Here is a 25651-nt window from a genome sequence, read left to right on the forward strand (position 1 = left end):
GATATAAGTGTGAAATAGGAATTTATGTTGAAACAAAGCCCTAATGACAAAAAACAATATCAGCCGCTGACACTTAGCAATGGTTTACAAGTGCTACTTGTACAAAACACTGAGTCTGAAAAAGCAGCGGCAGCTTTGGCAATTAATGCTGGTCATTTTGATGACCCTAGAGACCGCGAAGGCCTAGCGCATTTTGTTGAGCACATGTTGTTTTTGGGCACTAAAAATTATCCCGATGGTAGTGAGTACCAAAAATTTATCAGTCAGCACGGTGGCCATCATAATGCATGGACAGGCACCGAGCACACCTGCTTCTTTTTTGACATTCAAAGTAATTACTTACCTGAAGCCCTAGCAAGATTTGCTGACTTTTTTATCTGCCCGCTACTGAGCGAAGAATTTGTCGAAACTGAGCGACAAAATATCGATGCCGAGTTCAAATTAAAATTAAAAGACGACATTAGGCGCTTATACGACGTTCACAAGGCAACCGTAAACCAAGCCCATCCATTTTCACAGTTTTCTGTCGGCAACCTTGAAACCTTAGCCGATCGCGATGGACAAAGCGCACAAGCAGATATTCTTGCTTATTTTGAACAAAATTATCGCGCTAATTTAATGACCCTTGCCATCGAAGGGCCGCAGCAACTTGACGAATTAGAGCAGCTCGCTAAACAGTACTTTTCATCCATCAAGGCTGGTGGCGATAAAAAAACGATCACCACACCGTTATATTTAGCTGAGCACTTAACGCAAGAAATATCGGTTACCCCAGTCAAAGAAGAAAGGCAGTTAATTGTCAGCTTTGCGATGCCAGGTATCGATGAATATTATCAGCACAAGCCAGAATCAGTACTTACTTACCTGCTAGGACATGAAGGCAAAGGCAGCATCCTATCGCTACTCAAGCAACAGCATTTGGCTTTGGGGCTTACCGCGGGCTCAGGGATAAACGGTTCAAACTTCAAAGATTTCAATATCAGCATCTCGCTCACCGAACAAGGAGAGCAAGAGATTGATCGTATTCTCGACATCGTTTTTAGCTATATTCAGTTATTAAAATCAAAACCGTTATCGCACACTTACTACATTGAAAAGCAAAAGCTCGCGTGCATCGCTTTTGACTATATGGAAAGGCTCAAGCCACTCGATTCAGTGAACCAGCTCGCGGTGAACATGCAACACTACCCTGTGGAAGACTATATCGCCGGCGATTATTTAATGGCAGGTATGTGCGATGACAGCGTAGAGCACTTGTTAACCTTTTTGTCTCCTAACAACTGTCGCATCGTTAAAATTGGGCAAAATTACCAATGTGATCAGCTAAGCCCTTGGTATCAAGTACCCTATCATATATGTGCCATTTCGCCTCAAACACTAGAGCGCTGGCAAACCATAACTGTGCATCAAGACTTAACACTACCAGCACCAAACCCTTACATCATAGACAAACCTCAGGTTTGGCCTCATAGCCATGAGTCAAGCAAGCCTGCGCTAATTGACAACCACAATGGCTTATGTGTTTGGTACAAGCAAGATACAACTTATAAAGTGCCCAAAGGGTACATCTATATCGGTATAGATTCGCCACTTGCCATTGCATCCACCGCTAACATTGTCATGACGCGAATGTTTGTTGATATTTTTAGTGATCAAGTGATTGAAGAACATTATGACGCTGAGTTAGCTGGTATTCACTATCAACTCTATGCGCATCAAGGTGGGATGACACTGCAACTATCAGGGCTCAGTGAAAAGCAGCCATTGCTACTAGAAAGACTGTTGGCCAGCCTTATTCAACATAACTTTACTGAGCAAGCATTTGAGCAGAGCAAAGCATTGCATATTAAGCAGTGGCAAAATGCTGACAAGAACAAATCTATTTCTCAACTATTTGCGGCCTTGAGCTCACTAATGCAGCCTCACAATCCGGCTGCAAGTGAATTATTGGAAACGGTTAGCTCAATCTCGTTTGCTCAGTTTATGCGCTTTTGTGGTAGATTATTCGAACATATCACCCTTGAGGTATTGATCCACGGCAACTGGCTAGAAAGTCACGCTCGACAAATTGCTAAGCAAATAGAAGACGGGTTTAACCATTGCTTTGATGGTCGTAATCACGTTAGCTGCCCAGTTATAGATATCAATGGACACCAAGAATATATAGTGCCAGTGTTACTGCCCGAGCATGATCACGCAGCCGTGTGCTATTACCCACAAGCAGAAAAAGACGAACATTCAACGGCACTAACCATGCTAACCAGTCATTTTCTCGCACCTCTGTTTTTCCAAGAAATGCGCACAGAAAAGCAATATGGGTATCTAGTTAATGTCGGTTATATTCCTATTAACCGCTACCCTGGTATTGCATTTTACATCCAGTCACCACATACCTCACCGGTTGAACTAGTCAGCGCTATGGATGAGTTTATTGCAACGGTGAGTGATAAATTGGCAGGTGTCACCAATGAGCAATGGCAAACGTTTAAATTTGGCCTAAGTGCACAGTTAGCAGAAAAAGACACTAGCTTACGCACGAAAAGTCAACGCTTTTGGGCTGCAATATCCAATCAAGATTTTACCTTTGATCGCAAACAGCGCTTGCTTGAAGCTATCAATGACATATCGCTAGAACAAGTCATTGCTTTTATCGACGAGGTACTATGTAAAACTGACAATCAAGACTTCATTGGCCGATTAACATTAGTTTCACTTGAGAATAAAACGCAAAGTAAACAATGGGAAGATAGAGGCGCCACAATAATTAACGAACCAAGTGAACTAAGCCAAAAGACGGAACGAAAATACTAAAGCTCAGGCACCAAGTTTTTAGCCAAACCTTAGGCTAATGTTTATCAAGATTGAGACATTACCGACCATTGTTTGAGCATATATCCTACACTTTTATCAACAAATTTGACTTAGCACAAAGCATTCGATTAAATGTAGCAAACAATAATTATAAATGAACTAGCTAAGCCCTAGGCTGCTAGCAAAATAATTTGGCTGTTCTTTCTTTACATATAGCTTTACATAGAGTTTTCTTATTTTTGCTGTTAATTGCTGTATCAATATCGTCGGTATTGGTTAACAAAACAACGCACGCTAGCTACTTCGAAAATAACGCAACTTTTCAGCAATTCACCACCTCCGATGGCCTATCACAAAGCTACGTATTTTCTATAGTCCAAGACAGTAATGGCTTTCTCTGGTTCGCAACAGCCGATGGTTTGAACCGTTATGACGGGTTTGAATTTGTGCATTATCGACACAATGTTCAAGATCCAAATTCGGTGGCTGACAATTATATTCGAACCTTATTTATCGACAGCGAAAATACCTTGTGGGTTGGTACAAAAGGTGGCCTCAGCCGATTTAATCCTTCCCGTAATAACTTTGATAATTTCACCACCGATCAGGAAAACGCTCTTACCCCCTCTAATCAAGGCAATACTAATGCCCTATCCGACAACACGATTTGGACTATTTATGAGGTTGTTTCCAATGCAGATGGTGTTCAACTGCTCGTCGCGACAGAATCAGGCCTGCATAAGTTCAATACCGCTAATGGTCAATTTACACGGATAGAAAATGGCACTACAGGCGAAAGTTTTAAAGCAGTAAAAAGTATTTACCAAGACGACAAGGAAAACATTTGGTTAGGTACTTTTGATGATGGCGTTTATCTTTCTAATCAAAGCTTTAGTCTGATAAAACACCTACAGGTTGCAGGTGAAAAAACCAGCCAATGGAATTTCACTATTGATGCTACTTCATTATTTGATATTAAAGAAATTGCAGAAAACTATTGGCTAGCAACCGACAACGGTATTTTTATTGTTGATAAAAGTTACCAGCTTAAACACCACATCACCCAACAATCGACTGACTTCCAATTACTGTCAAACCAAATCAGAACCTTATTACCGACCCAAGGCAGCAAACTATGGCTTGGGACCAAAGAAGGTATCAATGCCATTGATTTATTGACCCTATCAATCAGCCAAGTCGCGAAAAAAGGTTCAGCCCCGAATGGCTTTGAAGAGCCATGGGTGATGACATCTTATCAAGATAGGGTTGGTAACTTATGGTTTGGCACTTATGGTGGCGGTATTCAAAAGCACAGAGACAGCAGTAAGCTGATTAAAACAGGTCCTATAACGCAGTTAACCCATGACCTTTGGCTCACCTCATTTGCGCAAGACAGCGCAGGGACCCTGTGGTTTAGTAATGAATCAGGTGAACTGTTTAAACAACCTCTTGATGCCGAGCTAGCTCAGCCAATATCGCTAAACATTGAAGTCGCGCAAGTGCACGTTAAAGACAGTAATAGTTTATGGTTAAAAAGCTATTCACAAGAGCTTTTCGAATTCAATACTGAGTCACTGACGCTTCGACACTTTCAAGCTTGGACAGCTTCCAGTCATAAAATGCAAGAGCTAGTTGCTTTTAACAACCACCTTTGCCAAATCGACTCAGCAAGAAATGTCAGCTGTTTCAACAGCAATAGTGAGCAGGTATTAACTTTTCTGCCTGGCGGTGAACAAGCGGCCGTTTTACTGCAGAAACAGACAAACGATAGTCTACTCGTACTGACCGAAAGCCAAGCCGTTTATAAATTTTCAATTACTCAGCAAACATTCGAGTTTATTTATTCTTTAGCTGATATTTATTCACCTTCAGTAACGGTAAGCCATTTAATACTCGGCCAAGGCAGCCTGTGGTTGGCTTCAAACGGTAAAGGCCTAACCTATATTGACTTAGCAACCAGTCAAGTGAAAAATTTCATTGAAGGCAATGGTTTGGGCAATAGCTACGTGGCCGACTTACTAATGTCGCCTGACAATCAGCTATGGTTTGCGACCAATAAGGGAATTGGCGCAATTGATGTTAACAGCTTAACGTTAAAGCAGTTCGATCTGGATTATGGGTTGGATCACATCGAATTTAATAGTCATTCTGCGCTATTAACAAAAGAAGGCTGGGCATATTTTGGTAGCCCTAAAGGCTATGTAAAATTCAAGCCACAACAGCTATTTAATACAACACAGTCAATATCAACGCCTGTCATCAGCAAAATCAACATTGCGAATAAAAACATTGAGACACTAGAACAGTTTGCGGGCCAACACTTTCCTATGAATTTAGCGAATACTAAAGCATTTACCATAGGTTACCGAGACTTCCCGTTAAGCTTTGATTTTGTTGCACCTAATGCCAAGCTAAAAAACCAAACCAGATACCGCTACCGCTTAATTGGCCTAGAAGAAAGCTGGGTTGAAGCTGACAACGAAAACAGGCGTGCGACCTACACGAATTTAAGCTCAGGCGAATATACGTTTGAGGTTGAAGCCTTTGACCTTTTTGACCAGACGCTTGTTGAAGGTACTAAGCTTTCGTTTACTATCGCCCCGCCGTGGTGGTTAGACCAAAGCGCGGTTATTCTGTATGGCTTAGCTGGCATCCTACTATGCGCATACTTCTTGCAGCAGTTACGACATCGTCACGAATATCACTATCAGATCAAAAAAAGTGAAGAGCGATTAAAACTTTCGCTTTGGGGAAGTGGTGACGAAATGTGGGACTGGAATATTCGTACTCAGAAAATATTTCGTTCAAATATCTGGGGCATTTTAGAGTTCCCACAAGATGGCACACGTAATGTAGGAACAGAGCAAACAAATATTCACCCAAATGATATCAAGCGGGTAACCAACGCATTAGAAGATCATTTTGATAGCAAAACTGAACACTACGAGACAACGTATCGCGTTCTAGATAAACAAGAAAACTGGGTATGGGTACTCGACCGAGGCAAAGTGGTTGAGCGTAATGAGCAAGGTAAGCCATTGCGAATGACAGGTACCCTTAAAGACGTTAGTCAAATAAAAAAAGCAGAAGAAAGGCTTAAATTATTTGCCAAGTGTATTGAAAACATTTCTGACGCAGTCGTTATTTACGACCGTCAATTTAACACCATTGATGTTAACAAATCTTTTAGCCGCATTACCGGCAGAAGCAAAACCGATGTTATTGGCGAACAATTGCAGTTTAATCGCTACCCCGCTAATTTTACGCAATCAATTAAAAAGCAGTTGGTTGTTGAAGGCAGTTGGCAAGGTGAAATTGAAAGTTTGCGCCACAACAATGAGCTTTATTACTGTGAATTAACCTTAGATGTTATTCGTGACGAAGGCGACAATATTTCGCATTTTGTTGGCGTATTTTCAGACATTACTTCGCGCAAAGCATCAGACGCTGAACTGCGTCGCCTAGCGAATTCCGACACGCTAACAGGCTTGCCCAACCGTTCATATTTCCAAGCGAACCAACAGCGTTTGGTGAAAAGCAAAATGCCTCATGCCTTGTTAGTCTTCGATCTTGACAATTTCAAAAAAATTAATGACTCCATGGGGCATCAAGTCGGCGACCTTATCTTAGTTGAAGTGGCGAAACGAATTGCTCGCGTCGGCGGCAAGCGTATCAGTGTATATCGCCTTGGTGGTGACGAGTTTAGTATTATTATTGAAAATACCAATGATATTCATACGGTAACAACGCTCGCCAAAGAAATTCTTAACTGCATTGCTCAGCCACTAAAACTTAAAAACCAAGAGATTGTCTTGTTTAGCAGTATTGGTATTGTGCTGTACCCAGAAGATGGCGCGACGCCAGCAGAACTCCTTAAGAATGCCGATACCGCCATGTATCACGCGAAAGGCAATGGCGGTAATCGATATCAATTCTTCAGTGATTCAATGAATAAGCAAGCGGTGAAGCGTATTCAAATTGAAACGCTTATTCGCCATGGTTTAAAAGAAGACTATTTCTCGGTTTTCTATCAGCCTAAAATAGACATTGTCAGCGGTAAAGTCTCTGGCATGGAAGCCCTAGTGCGTTTTGAAACACCAACTAAAGGCATTATCAGCCCACTCGCGTTTATTCCTATTTCAGAAGAAACAGGGCAAATTATTGATATTGGTGAAATTGTTTTAAGAAAATCGTGTTTTGCAACTAAGCGCTGGATTGATGCGGGGTTATTTGATGGTCGTGTCGCGGTTAACCTATCCGCGGTCCAGTTTACGCAACCTAATTTGCCGCAGATGATTGCCAATATTTTAGAAGAAAGTCAGCTACCGGCTAAGCACTTAGAGCTTGAGATTACCGAAGGCACTGTAATGGATTCGCCGCAGCAAGCTATTGATACCATGCTGCAAATCCGCTCAATGGGCATTCATTTAGCCCTAGATGACTTTGGTACTGGTTACTCTTCTCTTGCTTATTTGAAGAAATTCCCACTCAATACGTTGAAAATAGACAAGGCTTTCGTTGACGATATTGAAAGCTCAGATCAAGGTCGAAACATGGTGGCAACCATAGTAACCATTGCTCACAACTTAGGTATGCAGGTTGTTGCAGAGGGCGTAGAGAATAATAATCAGTTGAGCTTCTTAGCTGGCCTTGGCTGCGAACAGTTACAAGGTTATTTGTATAGTAAGCCATTACCTGAAAATGACTTCCAAAAGTACCTACTAAGCTATCAAATTACTGATAAATCAACGAGCTTCATCAACAGCTAAATAACTTGCACGTCAAAATTTTGCCTCACTGATCTAAGCTTTGCCGCTTGTTTGGCAGGATTTTGACATTTTTGCATTGAACACTCCCAAAAGCTAACGCAAATAAAAATAAAACATTACATTTCAACAGGTTAGCACACCTACAATATAACAAATCAAATTGGCATACATTTGGCTAAACCTTATACGGATTAAATCAATAACCATAAGGAAAAACAAAATGTTAACTTCTATTCTAATGTCAATCTCAATGTCACTAACACAACAAGCAACTATTGATACAGAACAAGTTGTTGATGGCGATTCAGCCACTTTAGTTAGCCAGAAGCGTCGTGAATCACGTATTAGCCAAAAACGTCGTGAGTCTCGCATTAGTGAAGAGCTTGAGTTAGCAAGCCAAAAGCGTCGTGAATCACGTATTAGTCAAAAACGTCGCGAATCTCGCATTAGTGAAGAGCTAGAGTTAGTTAGCCAAAAACGTCGTGAGTCTCGTATCAGTCAAAAGCGTCGTGAGAGCCGTATTTAATGATTAACTTTATTAAATCGCTTTTTCATAAAAAACATCACGAAAATTCAATTGCGGCTAAGATTGAATTTAAAGAAGCACCTGCTTCGACGTGGTGGAAATAAAAAAGCTAGTCAATTAATCGTCGCATTGACGTCGACCATTACTTGAAAACAGTTAAGTAGTCGTTAATAGCTATACAGTTAATCAAATAATATGCGACAAGGAAGTTCGCTTATCAGTTATTAGCAGTTGCTCAAAGACAAGACAGGAAATTCATAATAGCTACTGCAACCCAGCGGAAATCTATTTAGAGAGCCATATAAGAAGCTAAGTAGATACTTAGCATAATCCAAGTAACTGTTCGCTTAAAATAAGCTCAAATCCAGCTCAAAAAAAGATGAGTATAGCGGCCTAGAAAATCGTAAGACAATAGCCGTTAGGCTTTAAATATTAAGTAATTAAACCCAAACGCTTTATTCACTTTCATACGTTTTTTCATACAAAACATTGGCCATAACGCTGGTCCAAAAACTAAGCCACCCAACGCCCAACGTCTGCGCCCTAAACCATTTGATAGTGCTTGGCAGTAAAAAAATAATGAAGAAACTAAAGAGCAGACAACCACTAGTAACAACATAATACAACACCCATCACATACTAAGTCGAAAAGAGAACTAGGCTAAGATCGCAAGCCACCTATTGCTTTACCTAAGAGCTAAACTTGAAAAGTACTTAACTTGATAAGCTCTAAGCTAAAAACAAGCGAAACCTGCTGACGAAAAAACGAGCAGAAATATAACAAAACTCGATGGGCATGAAAAGCAAATTGAGCAATTATTCTACAAAAAAGAGCTCGTGTTCGATAAATCATGAGCTCTTTTTAGCGTGTTAAATTAAAGGTGCCAATTTAAAAGCAGGTCTGCCAAGTGCTGATAGTTAGTAGCAAGTAGTACCCTGCTCTGCCATATCAACGAGTGCTTGGCATGGTTTATAACGATCACCATGCTGCTGTGCCCACTGATTCAGTTGGTTGACGATATTAACCGCGCCAACTTTATCAATATAACGGAATGGACCGCCTAAGAATGGTGGGAAACCAATGCCAAAAATTGCGCCAATGTCACCATCTCGGGCATTACGCACGACACCTTCACCTAAACAACGCATTGCTTCGTTTAGCATCATGTAAACACTACGCTTAGCAATTTCCTGCTCTGTTAAGCTGCCACTTGGGGTAATACCAAGTAAACCATAAATGGTCTCATCCACTTGTTTTTTACCTTTTTTGGCAGCTTTGCCATACAGGTAGAAACCCTTGTTTGACTTTTTGCCTAATCGACCGTCATTGATTAATCGATCAAAGGCTTCAGGCGCGGTGAAACGCTCGCCTAATTCAGCGGTTAAAATTGGCGAGATTTTAGCGCCAATATCAATGCCAACTTCATCAAGTAACTGCATTGGCCCGACAGGGAAACCAAATTTAACCAGCGCTTTGTCAAGTTTCTCAATTGGCTCACCAGCAAGTAACATACGCGCTGCTTCGTTCATGTAAGGCGCTAATATACGGTTAACAAAGAAACCCGCCTTGTCTTTAACCACAATCGGTGTTTTGCCTTGTTTTTTGGCAAACGCCACTGTCGTTGAGATAGTTTGATCTGAGGTTTTCTCGTGAGCAATAATTTCTGCCAATGGCATTTTATCGACAGGAGAAAAGTAATGCAGGCCAATCACATTCTCAGGGCGCTCAGCTTTTTCAGCGATTTGGCCAATTGGCAGGCTTGAGGTGTTACTGGCAAAAATCGTTTCAGGCTTACAGTGTTGCTCAACATCAGCAACCATTTTTTGCTTTAATGACAAGTCTTCAAATACCGCTTCAACAACAATATCAGTATCGTTAAAGCCAGAATAATCTAACGTGCCTGTAATGGCTGACATTTGCTTTTGCATTTCACTGTGGCGCATAAAACGGCGCTTAACTTTCTTATTCAGTAAATCAAAACTGTATTTAAGCGCGGCATTAATGCCATTGTGTGCAATATCTTTCACACGCACTGGCACTTTCGCTTTGGTTGCGGTAACAAAAGCAATACCACCGCCCATCAAACCACCACCTAGTACGCCCGCTTTAGCCACCTTTTCAGGAGCAACCCCTTCAACACCATCTTCTTTTTTCATTTCTGTGGTGGCAAAGAATAAGTTACGCAGCTGCTCTGACTCTGGCGTCATTACTAAGTGGCCAAAATGATCGGCTTCCACTTGGTAACCCATCGCTGGTGAGTTTTCTGCACCAGTGCGCACACAATCAATAATTTTTAATGGTGCTGGGTAATTACCCTTAGTTTTCGCCAACACTGACTTGCTCGCTTGATCAAAAACAACTTTGCGACCAAATGAGTTACCTTCAAGTAACTTATCCATTAACGAGCGTTTCAGCTGCTTAGCTTTAACTTTGCCTGCTAACGCCAGTTTTTCAGCGGTTGCGACCAAAATAGTATTCGGTACAACATCATCCACTAACCCAGCTTTTAGTGCTTGTTTAGCACGCAGCTGTTTGCCCGTCAGCATCATATCTAATGACTTTTGAATACCAACAAGCTTAGGTAAACGCTGGGTGCCTCCGCCACCTGGCAATAAGCCAAGTTGCACTTCAGGTACACCTAATGCCGTTTTCGGGCTATCGCTACAAATACGTGCATGACACGCCATGGCTAGTTCTAAGCCGCCACCAAGACACGGGCCATTAATGGCGGCAATAATTGGCTTAGGAAACTTCTCCATTTGATCGAAAACCATCTGCCCCTGACGAGACAAGGTAGTTGCCTCTTCTGCCGTGGTGCAGCTAGCTAACATGTTAATATCAGCACCCGCGACAAATGAATCGGCTTTACCACTAACAATCACAACACCAGTAATACTGCTATCGTCTTTGATCTCTTTTAGCATTTCAGTGACTTGCTCACTAAATTCTGCCTTAAGCGTGTTCATGGTTTCGCCCGGTACATCCATAATCAAATGGGCGATACCGTTTTCTTGACGCACTAGCGAAAATACGCTGTTTTCGCCAGCTTGAGTCGTTGTTTCAGTCATTAGTCTGTCTCCACAATCATGGCTGCACCTAAACCACCCGCAGCACACGCCGTGGTTAAGCCAACACCGCCACCACGACGATTTAATTCATTAAGTGTTTGGGTAATTAAGCGGGCACCTGTTGCCGCAAATGGGTGACCATAAGCCAGTGAACCGCCCATAACATTGAACTTGTCCATGTCAATTTCACCTATCGCCTTGTCGCGACCTAAATGCTCTTTAGCAAACTTAGTCGAGCCAAACATCTTCATATTTGCTAATGCTTGCGCCGCAAATGCTTCATGCATTTCGATTAATGTTAAATCGCTTAACTCCATACCTGCGCGTTTTAAGGCGATTGGCGTTGCGTAACTTGGCCCCATTAGCATGTCTTCCCATACATCGATAGCAGCAAAACCATAGCTTTTGATATAACCAAGCGGCTTGTAACCTAGCTCTTTGGCACGCCCTTCACGCATCAACAATACCGCAGCCGCACCATCGGTTAACGCTGTACTGTTCGCCGCCGTTACTGAGCCATGTTTGCGATCGAACACCGGACGAAGCTTGGCGTAACCAGCTAACTCTGAGTTTTCGCGAATACAGTTATCTTTTTCGATAAATGATTTGTGAGGCTGTGGATGCGCCGCCATCACTTCATTATCAAGTTTGCCAGCAGCCCAGCTTTCAGTTGCTAATACGTGTGAGCGATGCGCTAATTCATCTTGTGCTTGGCGAGTAATACCATGCGTTTTCGCCATTTGCTCTGCCGTTTGTCCCATTGAAAGGCCAGTCGAGTATTCAGCAACAGCAGGTGGTACAGGCAATAAGTCTTTCAGGCCAAGTTGTCTAACTAGCGCAAACTTTTGCCCCATAGTTTTTGCTTTTGATAAATCCAATAGCGTTTTGGCCAGCTTTTTCGTCACCCCAATTGGCGCCACTGATGAAGAATCAGCGCCACCAGCAATACCGACATCAACCACGCCAGCCATGATCGACTCGGCAACATTAACGGTAGATTGAAAACTCGTTGCACAAGCGCGTGAGACACTATAAGCATCGGTATGCACATTCATACCCGTCCCTAAGACAATTTCACGGGCGATATTGGGTGCTTCCGGCATTTGCACCACTTGACCAAACACGAGTTGGTCTACAATTTTCGGATCAATGTCATGCTTTTGCATGAGCTCATTAACCACCATTTTTCCTAGGTCTACGGCAGGTACGCCATGAAAGGCTGTTGCCTGTTTAGCAAAAGGCGTACGCAAGCCTGCGACAACGGCAATACGCTCTCCTTTTGGAGTCGCTATGGTATGGGACATTGTTTATCTCTCTTATTTAAGAGGTCTGACCTCTTTGGGTTTTCTTCAATTTTAACGCTTAAGATATTTTTTTCAACTTTCCCCTGTTTAGGGCATGTTGATCATGACAACGACACGCACTAATTTTCTTACAAGTTTGTGCTTGTAATAAATAGTTTGAACCTTATATAACAAACAGCGTCATATTCTCGGCAGTCACTAACTTTTCCCTTAGTGTTGTCGTAAATACATAAAAATAGAAGATAAATAGTAAACAATTCTTATGACTATCGAGCATTTTTCAACTCTTAAAGAGCACCTATCTCAACAAATTATTGGCCAGCAAAATATGGTCGAAAACCTGTTAATCGCCTTACTCGCTAACGGTCATTTAATTGTTGAAGGCCCACCAGGCCTTGCTAAAACCCGCGCCGTAAATGCGTTAGCTGATGGCTTAGAGGCAGATTTTCACCGCGTTCAGTTTACACCCGACCTGCTTCCTGCTGATTTAACCGGTACCGATATTTACCGCCCGGAAGACGGCACCTTTGTGTTCCAGTCTGGCCCATTATTTAGAAACTTGGTACTGGCCGACGAAATCAACCGTGCGCCCGCGAAAGTGCAATCGGCACTGCTTGAGGCCATGGCTGAAGGGCAAATCACCGTTGGTCGTAAAACTTATCAATTACCCGAGCTGTTTTTGGTGATGGCAACACAAAACCCGCTAGAGCAAGAAGGTACTTACCCACTGCCTGAAGCCCAGCTTGATCGCTTTTTAATGCACCTTGATGTCAGCTACCCAGATGCCGCTAGTGAGCTAGAAATCTTAAAGCTCAACCGTGGTGAAGCATTAAAAACCGAAAACAAACCACTGCGTACCCTGTCGCAAGAGGAAATTTTTGCCGCTCGTGAAGAAGTCTTAAAAATTCATATGGCACCTGCGGTTGAGCAATATATTGTTGACTTAATTATTGCCACTCGCCAACCTGAAAAATACGACGACAAGTTAAAACAATGGTTAGCCTTTGGCGCTAGCCCACGTGCGACAATTGCCTTAGATCGCTGTGCTCGTGCCCGTGCCTGGTTGCATAATCGCGATTTTGTTAGCCCAGAAGATGTGCAAGCCGTTGTTCACAACGTGCTAAGACACAGGTTATTGCTAACTTATCAAGCTGAAGCCGAAGGCGTGACCACGAACCAAGTGATTAGTCACTTATTATCTTTGGTGGCAATCGCTTAGTGGGTTTGTGATGAAGTGGTTTAGTCGCGCCGCCGACACAGGCAAGTTTGCCGCAATAACGCAAACCTTAAACGAGTTACAAAGCGATGGCCTGACGCTCAGTATTGAAGAGCTCTTGCGCTATCAAAGTAAAACCAGCTTGATTGATTTGAAAGCATCGCGCAATCAACAATCACGCATGTCTGGTAATTACTTATCGCGCAGTAAAGGCCGTGGTATGGAATTTGACGAAGTACGTCATTACCAGCACGGTGATGATATTCGGGCGATTGACTGGCGTGTAACCGCACGTACCGGAAAAACGCATACCAAGCTTTACCGTGAAGAAATAGAGCGTCCAGTGCTGGTTGCAACCGATTTAAGCACCAGCATGTTATTCGGTAGCCAACTTCTATGTAAATCAGTGCAAGCAGCGCATATTGCAGCTCTTGTCGCTTGGCATGCCAAAGCACGAGGCGACCGATTAGGTGGCATGGTATTTAACGAAACCAGTCACCAAGAATGTAAACCCCGCTCGCGCAAGCAAGGGGTATTACATTATTTGCATCACTTAGTAACCATGCATGCCGCCAGTTTTGCCAACCAGCAGGCCTTAGCTGCTCGAGATTTTGTTAGCGCGTTTGCTGACAACTGCCAGCGCCTAAGGCAGCTGGCGAAACCGGGTAGCCTGGTGTATTTAATTACCGATGGTCATGCGATTGGCAGCGAAAGTGTTCGCCATTTATCGCAATTAAGCCGCCATTGTGAGCTGATTGTCTGCTTGATCACTGATCCACTTGAAATGGCTCTGCCAAGTTCTGATCAGCGTCTTAATGTAGCAATGACAGACGGTGAGCAGCGTCAACAGGTAACCTTAGGCGATCAACACGCCGCGCAAAATTATCAATCCAAAGTTGACGGCTTAATGGCAGCGCGCAAACAGCTCTTTCGCCAAGCAGGAGCAAGGTTGCTGATCTTATCTGCGGGCGAGTCACTCGAGCAACAACTGATAGACGGAGCACACCAATGGATCCGTTAGCGCAACTTAAAGATATTCACCTACCTGAGCAAGTGACTAACTTGCCGATTGCCCCCGGTTGGTGGCTACTACTGATGCTTATTATTGGCTTTTGTATTTGGGCAGTGTTGGCCTTTATTCGCTATCGTAAAGTGCGCAAAACACAGCGACAGCTTTTAACTGCATTATCAAGCTCAGCAACACTGGAAAGCAGCAATCAATTGCTAAAATTAGCGCTCATTAGTTACTTTCCACGGCAGGAAACAGCCAGCTTATTTGGCCGAGAGTTAAGAGCCTTCTTAGTTGCCGCACTGCCGTTAAAAAAACAAGCAAGCTTTGAACAACTGATGCCACAAGACCTTAGCGATATTTATCAAGCCAATACAGAGTTAAGCCTAGATAAATTTAACCAAGCCATACGCTTTTGGTTAACTCATGCACTACCTGCAAAAAAACATGCTTTAGCTGCCGCTAATAAAAACAGAGATAACAAAAACACAGCTAACGAAAGCAACGTGAAACAAACGATGAAAACAACTACTCGAGGTCAAGATGATTAGTTTTGCTTGGCCTTACTTATTATTGGCGCTGCCACTGCCACTCTTGGTGTATTTTTTACCGGCAAAGCGCCAAGTACAAGTTGCAGCCTTAAAAGTCCCTGCACTTGTCACTGGCTTAGATGCGGGTGCACAAGCGGATACCAATAAAAAACTTCCGTTATTCGTATTGTCTTTGGTTTGGCTGTTATTAGTTCTTGCCGCCAGCCGCCCCCAATGGTTAGGTGAGCCCATTGATATTCCGACCGAAGGCCGTGAAATGATGATTGCCGTTGATTTATCCGGCAGTATGCGCGTTGAAGATATGGAGCTAGGCGGCAGTACCGTGAACCGCCTGCAAATGCTTAAAGTATTACTTGGCGATTTTATTGAGCGCCGCGTTGGCGATCGCCTTGGGCTAATTTTGTTTGGTGACGATGCTTATATGCAAACCCCGATGACCTTTGATCGCGAAACCGTTGGGCAAATGCTCGATGAAACAGTACTTGGTTTAGTTGGCCAAAAAACGGCAATTGGCGATGCGATTGGCCTGGCAGTAAAACGCTTTGAGCAAAAAGAAGAGTCAAACCGCGTATTATTGCTACTCACCGATGGTCAAAATACCGCCGGAAGAATTACCCCAGAGCAAGCGCTGGAGCTAGCTGTTGCCAAAGGCATTACTATTTACACTATCGGTATTGGCGCCGATGTTATGCTGCAACGCTCGCTTTTTGGCATGCGCCAAGTTAACCCATCCAGTGAGCTAGACGAGAAAACCTTAACTGAGCTTGCGGAGCAAACAGGTGGCCGTTATTTTCGTGCTCGTGACAGCGAATCAATGGCGCAGATATATCAGTTGCTGGATCAGCTGGAGCCTGTGGAGCAAGATCAGCAACAAATGCGCCCATTAACCGCCTTGTTCTTCTGGCCGCTTGCTTTAGCAATGATTATCGCGTTACTGCATTTACTGTGGCTTAACCTGCCTACTGGCCGCTTATCCAGAGATTCGGGAGCCTAGCCATGTCAGAATTTCATTTTATTCGACCAATGTGGTTAATCGCCCTACTCGCACTGCCGCTAATTATTTGGTTAGTGAAACGCTTGCAAGTGAATCACAGCGGATGGTCTAACATTTTACCGCCACATTTGGCAGCGCGCATGATGGAGCAAGGTGGCCCAACCAAAGGGTTATCCGTTGTTCCCGTCAGCCTCATTTTTATATTGGCAACAATCGCTTTAGCTGGCCCAACATGGCAAAAGTTGCCCCAGCCGGTTTATCAAGTTGAACGTGGTTCTGTGATTGTCATGGATATGTCCTATTCCATGTATGCCACTGACTTAGCGCCTAACCGCTTAACCAGAGCCCGTTTTAAGGCCGTTGATTTACTCGACAACCTCAATGAAGGAGACATAGGTTTAGTCGCTTATGCTGGCGATGCATTTGTTATTAGCCCGCTAACTCAAGATATCAATAACATTAAACTATTATTGCCATCGTTAAGCCCAGAGTTAATGCCTGCACTAGGAAGCAATCCGTTAGCTGCACTTGATCTTGCACAGCAGATGTTAGCCAATGCGGGACATGTCGAAGGTGATATTTATTGGTTTACCGACGGTATCGACCAAGAAGACATTAAAGATTTAAATGATTGGTCAGCTCAATACCCGCATACAGTTAATATACTTGGCATTGGCACACGAGCAGGCGCCCCGATCAAATTACCTAACGGTGAGCTGATGAAAGATGATCGCGGTGCTATTGTCGTGCCGAAATTATCAGATCAATTCTTATATGGCGTTGCCAGTAAAAGTAGCGGCGAGTACCAAACGATTCGCAGCGATAGCTATGATATTGACGCTTTAATTAGCAATGCTAAACGAGTGCAGGATAAAGACAGTACTGATAGCGATGAACTAGTCGAAAGCGAGCAAAACTTAGGCGATCAGTGGCAAGAAGCAGGTCCTTACTTACTGGTTGTTGTACTTCTTTTACTGCTGCCTTATTTTCGCCGTGGCTTACTCTTGGGCGTGTTACCCGCATTACTATTATTGACGCCAAGCGAGCAAGCAATGGCAATTGACTGGCAAAGCTTATGGCAAACTAAAGATCAACAAGGACAAAAAGCGTTCAACCAGCAGGAATTTGAGCAGGCTGCTAACACGTTTAACGACCCAATGTGGAAAGGCTCTTCACTTTATAAAGCGGGCAATTATCAGGCTGCTGCTGAGGCATTTGGTAAATTGGAATCCGCGCAAGGGTACTACAATCAAGGTAATGCGTTAGCTAAAATGCAACAGTTTGACGAAGCCATTAAAGCTTATGAGCAAGCGTTAGCCCTATCACCAGAGCATAGCGATGCTCAGGCTAACAAAACCTTAATTGAGCAGCTTAAGAATCAGCAAGAAAACCAGCAGCAAAATCAACAAAGCTCAGATCAGAATCAGGACAACCAACAAGACGGTCAGCAAGAAAATCAGCAGCAACAAAACGATCAGCGAGGTCAAGGCTCACAAGGTGACGAATCGCAAAGTCAGCAAGACCAACAAAGTGATGCGAGCCAAAATGATGAGCAACAGAGCAATGACCAACAAAATTCGAGTCAGCAAAATAGCCAAAATGACCAGCAAAACAGCTCAGATAGCAGCTCTCAGCCACCAGAGCAGCAAGGGCAAGACGCTGCACAAAATAAAGAGTCACAAGATAACGCTGTAAGTGATCAGCAACAGGAAGAATCAGCAGAGAATGCGCAGCAGCAGGCTCAAGCGGCAACAGCAGGTGACCAGCCGGTTGACCAAGAGCAAGCACAAAAACATCAGCAATTACTGAAAAAAGTGACCGACGATCCTTATTTACTACTGCGTAATAAAATGCAGCTGGAATACCAAAAAAGACGCCAAGAAGGTTCAAACAACGGAGTTAAGAAAAAGTGGTAAGAATGTTATGGCTAGCAGCCTTGCTAATGCTAGGGCTAAGTTTTTCACCAGCAAGCCAAGCGCTAACGAAAGTCACCGCCAGTGTCGATAAAAACCCGGTAACGGTTAAGGAGTCTGTAGTACTTACCGTTGTCGCTGATGATGATGTTGACGCTAATGCACTTGATACTTCGCCACTTCTTGCCGATTTTATCGTTGGCCGCACATCGGTTAGCTCACAAACTAGCATGGTGAATTTTAACACCACACGTACGACCACTTGGCAAACGGTGCTTATCCCTCGTAGAATGGGAAATATCACCATTCCTACCCTATCGATAGAAGACCAATACACGACCCCAATTACACTAACAGTGCTTGATACTAATGACCCTGCAGCGAGCCAGCAGAGAGACGTATTTATTACCGCGCAAGTTTCCAATACCGAAGTCTATGTGCAACAAATGCTGACGCTGACCGTTAATATTCATATTGGCGCTGAACTCAAACGTGGCAGTTTAACCGAGCCAGAGCTTGAAGGGGCAACCATTGTTCAAGTGGGCAAAGATAAAGAGTCAGATACCCGCGTTAATGGTAAACGTTATCGCGTAATTATCCGTACTTTCTCGGTCACTCCACAGCAAAGTGGTGATTTTGTGCTGCGCTCGCCAATGTTTAGCGGTGAAATTATGATGCAATCTAGTCGCCGCTCTAACTTCCTAAGCTTTGGCGAAAGTAAGGCCATTAGCGTGTTAGGTGATGAGCTGCCAATCAAAGTAAAACCTATGCCGGCAAGCTTTATTGGCCATTGGTTACCGAGTGAATTACTAACTTTGCACGAAGAATGGCAATCAGAAGGAACTGGTACAAACTATACAGTGGGTGAACCTATCACCCGCACCATTACATTAACCGCAGTGGGTGTTAGCGAAGAACAGCTACCAGATATTGAGCTAACTGCGCCAAGCGGTATTAAAATCTATCCAGATCAACAAACGACACATGCAAATGCAACCAATGGCCGCCATGTTAGCCAAGCGGTGAGCAATTTTGCCATAGTGTTTAGCCAGCCCGGTGAGTACACCTTGCCAGAGGTGGAAGTGCCTTGGTTTAACACCATCACTAATCGCATCGAAACGGCGACATTGCCAGCTAAAACGATTCAAGTAATCGCTGGTGAGCAAACTGTTAGCCCCACTGTTGCCTCAACAAGCCCTATCGCTAGCAATAATTTCTCACCTGCTTCAGGTAAAAGCGTAACTGTTTATCAAGCTCATTGGTTGCAATGGTTATTTTTAGGCCTCTGGATAGCGACGAGCCTTGCTTGGATTATCACGGAATTAGTGCGCCGCAGTCGAAATAACCGTCAAGACAAGTCACTTCAGACGACGCCAAGTGCCGTTAGCAATGCCCAGCTTGCACTGATTGCCGCATGTAAGCAGCAAGACGGCCATAAAGTGATTAGTTTGTTGGTGCCGTGGTTCAATCAACTAGCCAAAAGCGACAAACACACAGCTACAGTTGAAACCATCGCAGAGTTAAAACAGATTAGCCAAGACACTGAACTACAGATGGCGATTGATGAATTACAACGTCATTGTTTTGCTGCAAATACGCCAGCAGACCAATCAAATTGGTCAAGTAAAGCGCTCGTTGCTGCCGTCAATCGAATCAGTAATCAGCAACAGAGTAAATCAGCTAGCCCCCTGCCCTCGCTAAATCCTTAAATTGACACCAATTTGCGGCTGATAGGAGCACTTTTTTCTGTCTTATCAACCGCGTTCCGGTTAAGCTAGCACTATATGCAGTGGCGCTAGCTGTCCGGATCCTCAATGATAAAAAAAATTCGAAATAATTTAACCGATGCTAAGGTCTCATCCAGCATGAGTACAAAACAAGTTAGATACGAAGCCTTAGTTAAAGCGTTACACACAGATTTATTCCGTTATGCGTATTGGTTAACTCATGACAAACAAGTAGCGGAAGATTTAGTGCAAGAAACCTTTTTAAGAGCTTGGCGTGCCCTAGACTCGTTGAAAGACGAAAAAGCCGCTAAGTCTTGGTTGATCACTATTCTGCGTCGTGAGAATGCGCGTCGTTTTGAGCGTAAACGTTTCGACATGGGCGAATATGAAGAAGCATCGATTACCGATCATCTCTCAACGAGTACTGAGCAAGAAATTGAAAACCATTGGCTGCGCGAGCGCATCGCAAAAATGCCTGAAGAATACCGCGAGCCACTAGTGCTTCAGGTAATTGGAGGTTTTAGTGGAGAGGATATCGCTGAAATGCTTGGACTGAATAAAAACACTGTGATGACACGGTTGTTTCGAGCGCGTAATCAACTTAAAGATGCTTTAGATAAAGAACCATTGAAAAGAGGTAACTACAGTGGATGATTTGCAGTTTAGGCGACATTTGTATGCTGCACCCAATAGCCAAGATCCCGAATTTTTAGCAGCTAAGCAAGCGGATGAATCACGCGCGCAGTTTGCTCAAGAGATTGAAGAATTAGACAGTAAAATTGCCAGCGCATTAAAAGTGCCTGTGCCTGAAGATTTATGCAATAAGCTGATATTGCGTCAAGCTATGGCAAGCCACCAGCAGCAAAAACGTAAAAACCGTATTCACTTAGCTCTTGCGGCCTCAGTTGCATTTGCTGTTGGGTTAACGGTGAACATGCTGCAGTTTTCTAGCGCTTACGACAACTTAGGCGACTATGCCATGGCGCATGTTTACTACGAGCAAGATCATTTTAGCAATGACATGTCTGCCGATATAACCTTGGCCTCGTTAAACTCTAAAATGTCAACGTTCGACGGCAATTTCACAGAGATGCTAGGTCAGTTAATTGCTGCTGACTACTGCCGCTTTGATGGCATTAAAAGTTTACACTTAGTGTTTCAAGGTGAATCTGAGCCAGTAAATGTTTTCATTGTACCAGAGCGCAGTGAAGTCGCCTTTGCGGAAGCATTTAGTGATAAAAAGCTCAATGGTAAATCGTTTAAGCACGGTAAAAACCAAGTGGTTATCGTGGGTGACAAAGCCGAACCATTACAACAATGGAAAAAGAATCTTAGCAAGAACATTCAGTGGTCTACCTAAAAACTGCTTTTTCCTACCTAGCCTCAACCAGCATTATTGAGATGTTACCCGCAAAAGCTGGTTGAAGTAGCACCCAAATATGATTCTTGTTAGCATGGCTGGATTATCCGTCATCTAGCAAGAATAATATTATGACTATTGCCCTTCCAACGTTAGTCACTTTTGTTGGCTATTTACTCGCAACACTAACTATTGGCTTTATTGCCTACCGCGCTACGGATACGTTAAGCGACTATGTCTTAGGCGGCAGACAACTTGGTCCGGCCGTAACTGCACTTAGCGTTGGCGCATCAGACATGAGTGGCTGGCTGCTACTTGGCTTACCCGGTGCTATTTACCTATCTGGTGCCAGCGAAGTCTGGATTGGTGTTGGTTTGGTTATCGGCGCTTTTCTTAACTGGTTGATAGTCGCGCCGCGTCTGCGCCAATTTACGGCGAACGCCAATGACTCGCTAACGCTTCCCGAATTTTTTGAAAACCGTTTTAACGACACATCCCACATACTGCGCTTTATTTCAGCAATCACTATTCTGTTATTTTTCACGTTTTACGTATCGTCAGGCTTAGTTGGTGGCGCAATATTATTTGAGAAGGTGTTTGGACTTGAGTACACCCATGCGTTAATTATTGGCGCGCTAGTGATTGTTGCTTATACCTTTTTAGGCGGTTTTTTAGCGGTCAGTTGGACTGATTTTTTTCAAGGTTGCTTGATGCTAATTGCACTTGTATTTTTGCCCATCGCCGCGATCAGCACCTTAGGCGGGCTAGAGCAAACAGTCAACAGCCTTGAAGCCATTAATCCAGATTACGATAATCTGTTTAAAGACTTTACATGGCTTGGCTTTATTTCCTTAATGGCATGGGGATTGGGCTATTTTGGTCAGCCACACATACTAAGCCGCTTTATGGCGATTCGCTCTACTCGCGACATTCCGACCTCGCGTAATATCGCTATGATCTGGATGGTAATCTCGCTTATCGGCGCTTTAGCAGTAGGTTTAGTCGGCCTAGCATATTTTGCCGAGCAACCACTAGCGAACCCTGAAACGGTATTCTTGCAATTAGCATCAGCTATTCTTAACCCTTGGGTTGCAGGCTTACTTATCGCGGCAATTTTATCGGCGATTATGAGTACAATCGATTCACAGCTGCTCGTATGTTCCAGCGTGATAGTTGAAGACTTTTATAAACACATTAGTAAACGCAATGCGAGCGAGCGTGAATTGGTATGGTTATCACGTCTGTCATTAGCCGCAATCGCCATCGTCTCAACCTTAATTGCGACAAATCCAGAAAGCAGCGTGCTTGATTTAGTGAGTTATGCATGGGCGGGCTTTGGCGCAGCATTTGGGCCAACGGTAATTTTAGCGCTATTTTGGCCAAAATTTAATAAGTTTGGTGCCATCGCAGCGATTGTTTCAGGTGCGATAACCGTTGTTGCTTGGAAACAAGCTAGCGGCGGCATTTTTGACTTATATGAAATTGTCCCTGGCTTTATTATCGCTTTTATCGCTGGCTATTTCGTAAGCCGATTTGTAGATGCTAGCAATACCGAGCCAGAGCAAATTTTTAATCGTTTACAACAAACCGAAGAGCTTGGCTAGCCTTAACCAAAGCCTTGCGTGTTAAAGTGAGTAACGCCCTAGCACAACCTTGGGCTATTGAAAGTTGTAAGTGGATTTATATAGCGTAAGCAGCTAAATATTGCATAGTGCTAGATTGATTTTCTTGCGTTAAATAGACGATAAAATAAGACAAAACATTGGCTATCTAATAAGCTTTCACTTATAGTGCGTACAAAATTAAATTTGGCTCTACCCGTTGTTTTTAGTCTACTTTTGCAGGCATTCAATAACGAGAGTTAGCTGTTATTACACCGCAATTGATAGCATTTGTGGTACAAATCGGTTTAATGAGCAATGCTTACCTTATGTAGCGATTGCTCTTAACACAGATTGAACAGCAATAAAGAATTTCGGAAAGGATTTTTACTCGATGTATTTTTATGCAGCGCGTCAACCAATACTAGATAAAAACAAAAATCTCTTCGCCTACGAGTTATTATTTAGGGATAGTATCGACAATGTTTTCCCTGAAATAGATGGTGATGAAGCAACCAGCAAGATGGTTGAAGCTAGCCAATTTAGCTTAGGAATTCATGAGTTTACAGGTAACAAACCTGCTTTCATCAACTTCACATTGGACACCTTGAGTAAAGGTTATCCAACAATGCTGACTAAAGAAGAAGTGGTTGTTGAGATTTTAGAAACTATCAAGCCTGGTAAAAAGTTGCTCGCTTTGTGCCAAGACCTGCACAAGCAAGGCTACACATTAGCGCTAGATGATTATATTCATCAAAATGTTTGGGCGCATTTTTATCCATTTATCAAAATCATCAAAATTGATATTCAAGACACTTCGCTTGAGCAAATTCAAGAGATAAAACAAGCCATTGCTAAGTATCCACATATCCAATTATTAGCGGAGAAAGTGGAAACCTACGAAGAATACAACCAAGCACTTGAATTGGGATTTGAATACTTCCAAGGCTATTTCTTCTCGAAGCCTGAAATGGTGAAAACAAAGAACTTATCACCTTCACAAATCGCCATGGCAGAGCTTTTATATGAAACAAGCAAGCCAGAGCTAGACCTTGCCAGCATTACTTCCGTATTTGAGCGTGATGTGACGCTTTCATACAAGCTATTACGCTATGCTAACTCGCCAATTTTCAGACGCCGTAGTGAGATTGCCACCATCAAGCAAGCATTGGTAATTTTAGGCTCAGCAGAGCTTAAGCGTTTCATTGGGCTAATGTTTGCCGCTAATGTTAATCCAGACAAGCCGTCAGAGCTGATCAATTTGTCCATGGCACGCGCTAAATTCTGTGAGCAAATCGCTGATATTATGAACCCAAGGCTAGATAGCTCTATCGCTTTCTTAACCGGTTTATTATCTTTGATTGACGCAATTTTGGATGAAGATATTGAAACCGTGCTAGAAAAGCTGCCGCTGTCGCAAGAGATTAAAGACACCTTATTAACTCAGAAAGGCGTAATGGCAGCGCTGATTAAGCTACTAGAGCTGATTGAGCGCGCCGAGTGGGACAAAACCAGCTTAGTCATGGACAAGTTGCAATTAGATAAAGAGCAAACGGTTGAGTTTTATAACCAAGCTCTTGCTTGGGCAGATGAGCAAGCGCAACAGGTGAGCTAAATCAGAATGAAGCTCGCAGTATTTGCAGCTGTAGAGAATCAAATAGTTTGAATCAGAAACGAACTAAAAGAGCGCCGATGGCGCTCTTTTTATTTAGCTTAAAGTTTAAGTTTGCTGAATAGCTATATCTTTAGCGGTATGGCTATAGCTTTGTGACTACTCATAACCGTTAGGGTTATTTGATTGCCAGCGCCAGGTATCTGTAATCATGGCATTAAGGTTCAGTTGAGTTTGCCAACCAAGCAGTTCTTGCGCCTTAGTCGCGTCGGCAAAAACGGTAGCAATATCGCCAGCCCTGCGCGGCACAATTTGATACGGTATATCTTTACCGCTAATAGCTTTAAAAGTTTCAACGATTTCTAATACCGATGTACCATTGCCAGTACCCAAGTTAATTGCATGACAACCTGATAGCTCACTAAGTTTATTTAGCGCTTTTACATGACCTTGAGCTAAATCAACCACATGGATGTAATCGCGCACTCCTGTGCCATCTGGCGTATCGTAGTCATCACCAAATACACTTAATTGCCCTAAGTGCCCAACCGCAACTTGAGCTACATAAGGTAATAAATTATTTGGGATGCCCTTAGGGTTTTCGCCAATTAAACCTGACTTATGGGCACCAATTGGATTAAAGTAGCGCAAGTTAACAATTGACCACTCTGGGTCACTTTTCGCTAAGTCCTTTAAAATCAGTTCTATCATCAGCTTAGTTTGACCATATGGGTTGGTTGCTGATGTTGGCATAGTTTCAATGAGAGGAGACTGATTATGCTCGCCGTAAACCGTTGCTGACGAGCTGAAAACCAAGCGTTTACAGTTATGTTTTGCCATCACATCAAACAAGTTCACAGAGCCTGTGACATTGTTGTGGTAATAGCTAAGTGGAATTTGTGTTGATTCTCCCACCGCTTTTAAGCCGGCAAAGTGGATAACCGCGTCAATGTCGTATTCCGTAAAAACTTGTTCAAGGTCTTCACGGTTACAAATATCCCCTTTGAAAAACTTTGGCTGCTGACCAGTAATTTTTTCAATTCGAGCTAATACCGCTTCTGATGCATTGGCTAAATTGTCAAAAATCACTACTTCCTGGTTTAGCTGCAACAACTCTACAACAGTATGGCTGCCAATATAGCCCATACCGCCCGTTAACAATAAACTCATGTTATTCTCGCTTTACTGC

At 43.2% G+C, this 25651-nt stretch carries 16 protein-coding genes; 13 read left to right on the forward strand and 3 right to left on the reverse strand.

Annotation, left to right across the window (positions count from 1 at the left end; translation table 11 throughout):
• Positions 1–24 precede the first annotated feature (24 nt).
• The 3 genes from DXX94_RS05245 (at position 25) to DXX94_RS05255 (ending at position 8106) form a co-directional block, all read left to right on the forward strand.
• Positions 25–2811: an insulinase family protein gene (locus tag DXX94_RS05245; RefSeq protein WP_116014319.1), complete on the forward strand. Its 2787-nt coding sequence runs from the start codon at positions 25–27 to the stop codon at positions 2809–2811.
• A gap of 239 nt (positions 2812–3050) precedes the next feature.
• Positions 3051–7580, forward strand: a complete 4530-nt coding sequence (locus DXX94_RS05250; RefSeq protein WP_181901482.1) for an EAL domain-containing protein — start codon at positions 3051–3053, stop codon at positions 7578–7580.
• Between the two features lie 220 nt (positions 7581–7800).
• Complete coding sequence (locus DXX94_RS05255) at positions 7801–8106, forward strand: hypothetical protein (RefSeq protein ID WP_116014322.1); 306 nt, start codon at positions 7801–7803, stop codon at positions 8104–8106.
• 918 nt (positions 8107–9024) lie between these two features.
• On the opposite strand, the gene fadJ is transcribed toward DXX94_RS05255, so the two are convergent.
• Both fadJ and fadI read right to left on the reverse strand, forming a co-directional pair.
• Positions 9025–11175, reverse strand: coding sequence for a fatty acid oxidation complex subunit alpha FadJ (gene fadJ / locus DXX94_RS05265; protein WP_116014323.1), 2151 nt, complete (start codon positions 11173–11175; stop codon positions 9025–9027).
• On the reverse strand, positions 11175–12479 hold the full coding sequence (gene fadI / locus DXX94_RS05270; RefSeq protein WP_115999611.1) for an acetyl-CoA C-acyltransferase FadI: 1305 nt from the start codon (positions 12477–12479) through the stop codon (positions 11175–11177). The genes fadJ and fadI overlap by 1 nt, the downstream gene beginning before the upstream one ends.
• A gap of 262 nt (positions 12480–12741) precedes the next feature.
• Here fadI and DXX94_RS05275 point away from each other — a divergent pair, with 262 nt between their 5' ends.
• The 10 genes from DXX94_RS05275 (at position 12742) to DXX94_RS05320 (ending at position 24465) form a co-directional block, all read left to right on the forward strand.
• Positions 12742–13698 (forward strand): AAA family ATPase, encoded by a 957-nt coding sequence (locus DXX94_RS05275; RefSeq protein WP_116014325.1) that lies wholly within the window; start codon positions 12742–12744, stop codon positions 13696–13698.
• Between the two features lie 10 nt (positions 13699–13708).
• Positions 13709–14716 (forward strand): DUF58 domain-containing protein, encoded by a 1008-nt coding sequence (locus tag DXX94_RS05280; protein WP_116014326.1) that lies wholly within the window; start codon positions 13709–13711, stop codon positions 14714–14716.
• Positions 14704–15255, forward strand: coding sequence for a DUF4381 domain-containing protein (locus DXX94_RS05285; protein ID WP_116014328.1), 552 nt, complete (start codon positions 14704–14706; stop codon positions 15253–15255). Before DXX94_RS05280 ends, DXX94_RS05285 begins: the two co-directional genes overlap by 13 nt.
• Positions 15248–16249, forward strand: coding sequence for a vWA domain-containing protein (locus DXX94_RS05290; RefSeq protein WP_116014329.1), 1002 nt, complete (start codon positions 15248–15250; stop codon positions 16247–16249). The genes DXX94_RS05285 and DXX94_RS05290 overlap by 8 nt, the downstream gene beginning before the upstream one ends.
• A 2-nt stretch (positions 16250–16251) precedes the next feature.
• Positions 16252–18165, forward strand: coding sequence for a vWA domain-containing protein (locus DXX94_RS05295; protein WP_116014331.1), 1914 nt, complete (start codon positions 16252–16254; stop codon positions 18163–18165).
• A gap of 2 nt (positions 18166–18167) precedes the next feature.
• Complete coding sequence (locus DXX94_RS05300; protein ID WP_116014332.1) at positions 18168–19871, forward strand: BatD family protein; 1704 nt, start codon at positions 18168–18170, stop codon at positions 19869–19871.
• A 105-nt stretch (positions 19872–19976) separates the two neighbouring features.
• A complete protein-coding gene (locus DXX94_RS05305; protein WP_115999604.1) occupies positions 19977–20543 on the forward strand; it encodes a sigma-70 family RNA polymerase sigma factor in 567 nt (188 codons plus the stop codon).
• On the forward strand, positions 20536–21249 hold the full coding sequence (locus DXX94_RS05310; RefSeq protein WP_115999603.1) for a DUF3379 family protein: 714 nt from the start codon (positions 20536–20538) through the stop codon (positions 21247–21249). Before DXX94_RS05305 ends, DXX94_RS05310 begins: the two co-directional genes overlap by 8 nt.
• Before the next feature lie 131 nt (positions 21250–21380).
• On the forward strand, positions 21381–22853 hold the full coding sequence (gene putP, locus DXX94_RS05315) for a sodium/proline symporter PutP (RefSeq protein ID WP_116014334.1): 1473 nt from the start codon (positions 21381–21383) through the stop codon (positions 22851–22853).
• Between the two features lie 391 nt (positions 22854–23244).
• Positions 23245–24465 carry an EAL and HDOD domain-containing protein gene (locus DXX94_RS05320; RefSeq protein WP_116014335.1) on the forward strand — a complete coding sequence of 407 codons (1221 nt, stop codon included), beginning with the start codon at positions 23245–23247 and terminating at the stop codon, positions 24463–24465.
• Between the two features lie 156 nt (positions 24466–24621).
• Here the strand turns inward: DXX94_RS05320 and galE are convergent, their stop codons facing one another.
• Complete coding sequence (gene galE / locus DXX94_RS05325; RefSeq protein WP_116014337.1) at positions 24622–25632, reverse strand: UDP-glucose 4-epimerase GalE; 1011 nt, start codon at positions 25630–25632, stop codon at positions 24622–24624.
• Positions 25633–25651 lie beyond the last annotated feature (19 nt).

It is taken from the genome of Thalassotalea euphylliae (genome assembly GCF_003390375.1).
In the GTDB taxonomy this organism is placed as follows: domain Bacteria; phylum Pseudomonadota; class Gammaproteobacteria; order Enterobacterales; family Alteromonadaceae; genus Thalassotalea_F; species Thalassotalea_F euphylliae_A.

Coding starts and splice junctions, on each gene's coding strand:
- DXX94_RS05245 (WP_116014319.1), top strand. CDS start 25: ATGTTGAAACAAAGCCCTAATGACAAAAAACAATATCAGCCGCTGACA.
- DXX94_RS05255 (WP_116014322.1), top strand. CDS start 7,801: ATGTTAACTTCTATTCTAATGTCAATCTCAATGTCACTAACACAACAA.
- fadJ (WP_116014323.1), bottom strand. CDS start 11,175: ATGACTGAAACAACGACTCAAGCTGGCGAAAACAGCGTATTTTCGCTA.
- fadI (WP_115999611.1), bottom strand. CDS start 12,479: ATGTCCCATACCATAGCGACTCCAAAAGGAGAGCGTATTGCCGTTGTC.
- DXX94_RS05275 (WP_116014325.1), top strand. CDS start 12,742: ATGACTATCGAGCATTTTTCAACTCTTAAAGAGCACCTATCTCAACAA.
- DXX94_RS05280 (WP_116014326.1), top strand. CDS start 13,709: ATGAAGTGGTTTAGTCGCGCCGCCGACACAGGCAAGTTTGCCGCAATA.
- DXX94_RS05285 (WP_116014328.1), top strand. CDS start 14,704: ATGGATCCGTTAGCGCAACTTAAAGATATTCACCTACCTGAGCAAGTG.
- DXX94_RS05290 (WP_116014329.1), top strand. CDS start 15,248: ATGATTAGTTTTGCTTGGCCTTACTTATTATTGGCGCTGCCACTGCCA.
- DXX94_RS05295 (WP_116014331.1), top strand. CDS start 16,252: ATGTCAGAATTTCATTTTATTCGACCAATGTGGTTAATCGCCCTACTC.
- DXX94_RS05300 (WP_116014332.1), top strand. CDS start 18,168: ATGTTATGGCTAGCAGCCTTGCTAATGCTAGGGCTAAGTTTTTCACCA.
- DXX94_RS05305 (WP_115999604.1), top strand. CDS start 19,977: ATGATAAAAAAAATTCGAAATAATTTAACCGATGCTAAGGTCTCATCC.
- putP (WP_116014334.1), top strand. CDS start 21,381: ATGACTATTGCCCTTCCAACGTTAGTCACTTTTGTTGGCTATTTACTC.
- DXX94_RS05320 (WP_116014335.1), top strand. CDS start 23,245: ATGTATTTTTATGCAGCGCGTCAACCAATACTAGATAAAAACAAAAAT.
- galE (WP_116014337.1), bottom strand. CDS start 25,632: ATGAGTTTATTGTTAACGGGCGGTATGGGCTATATTGGCAGCCATACT.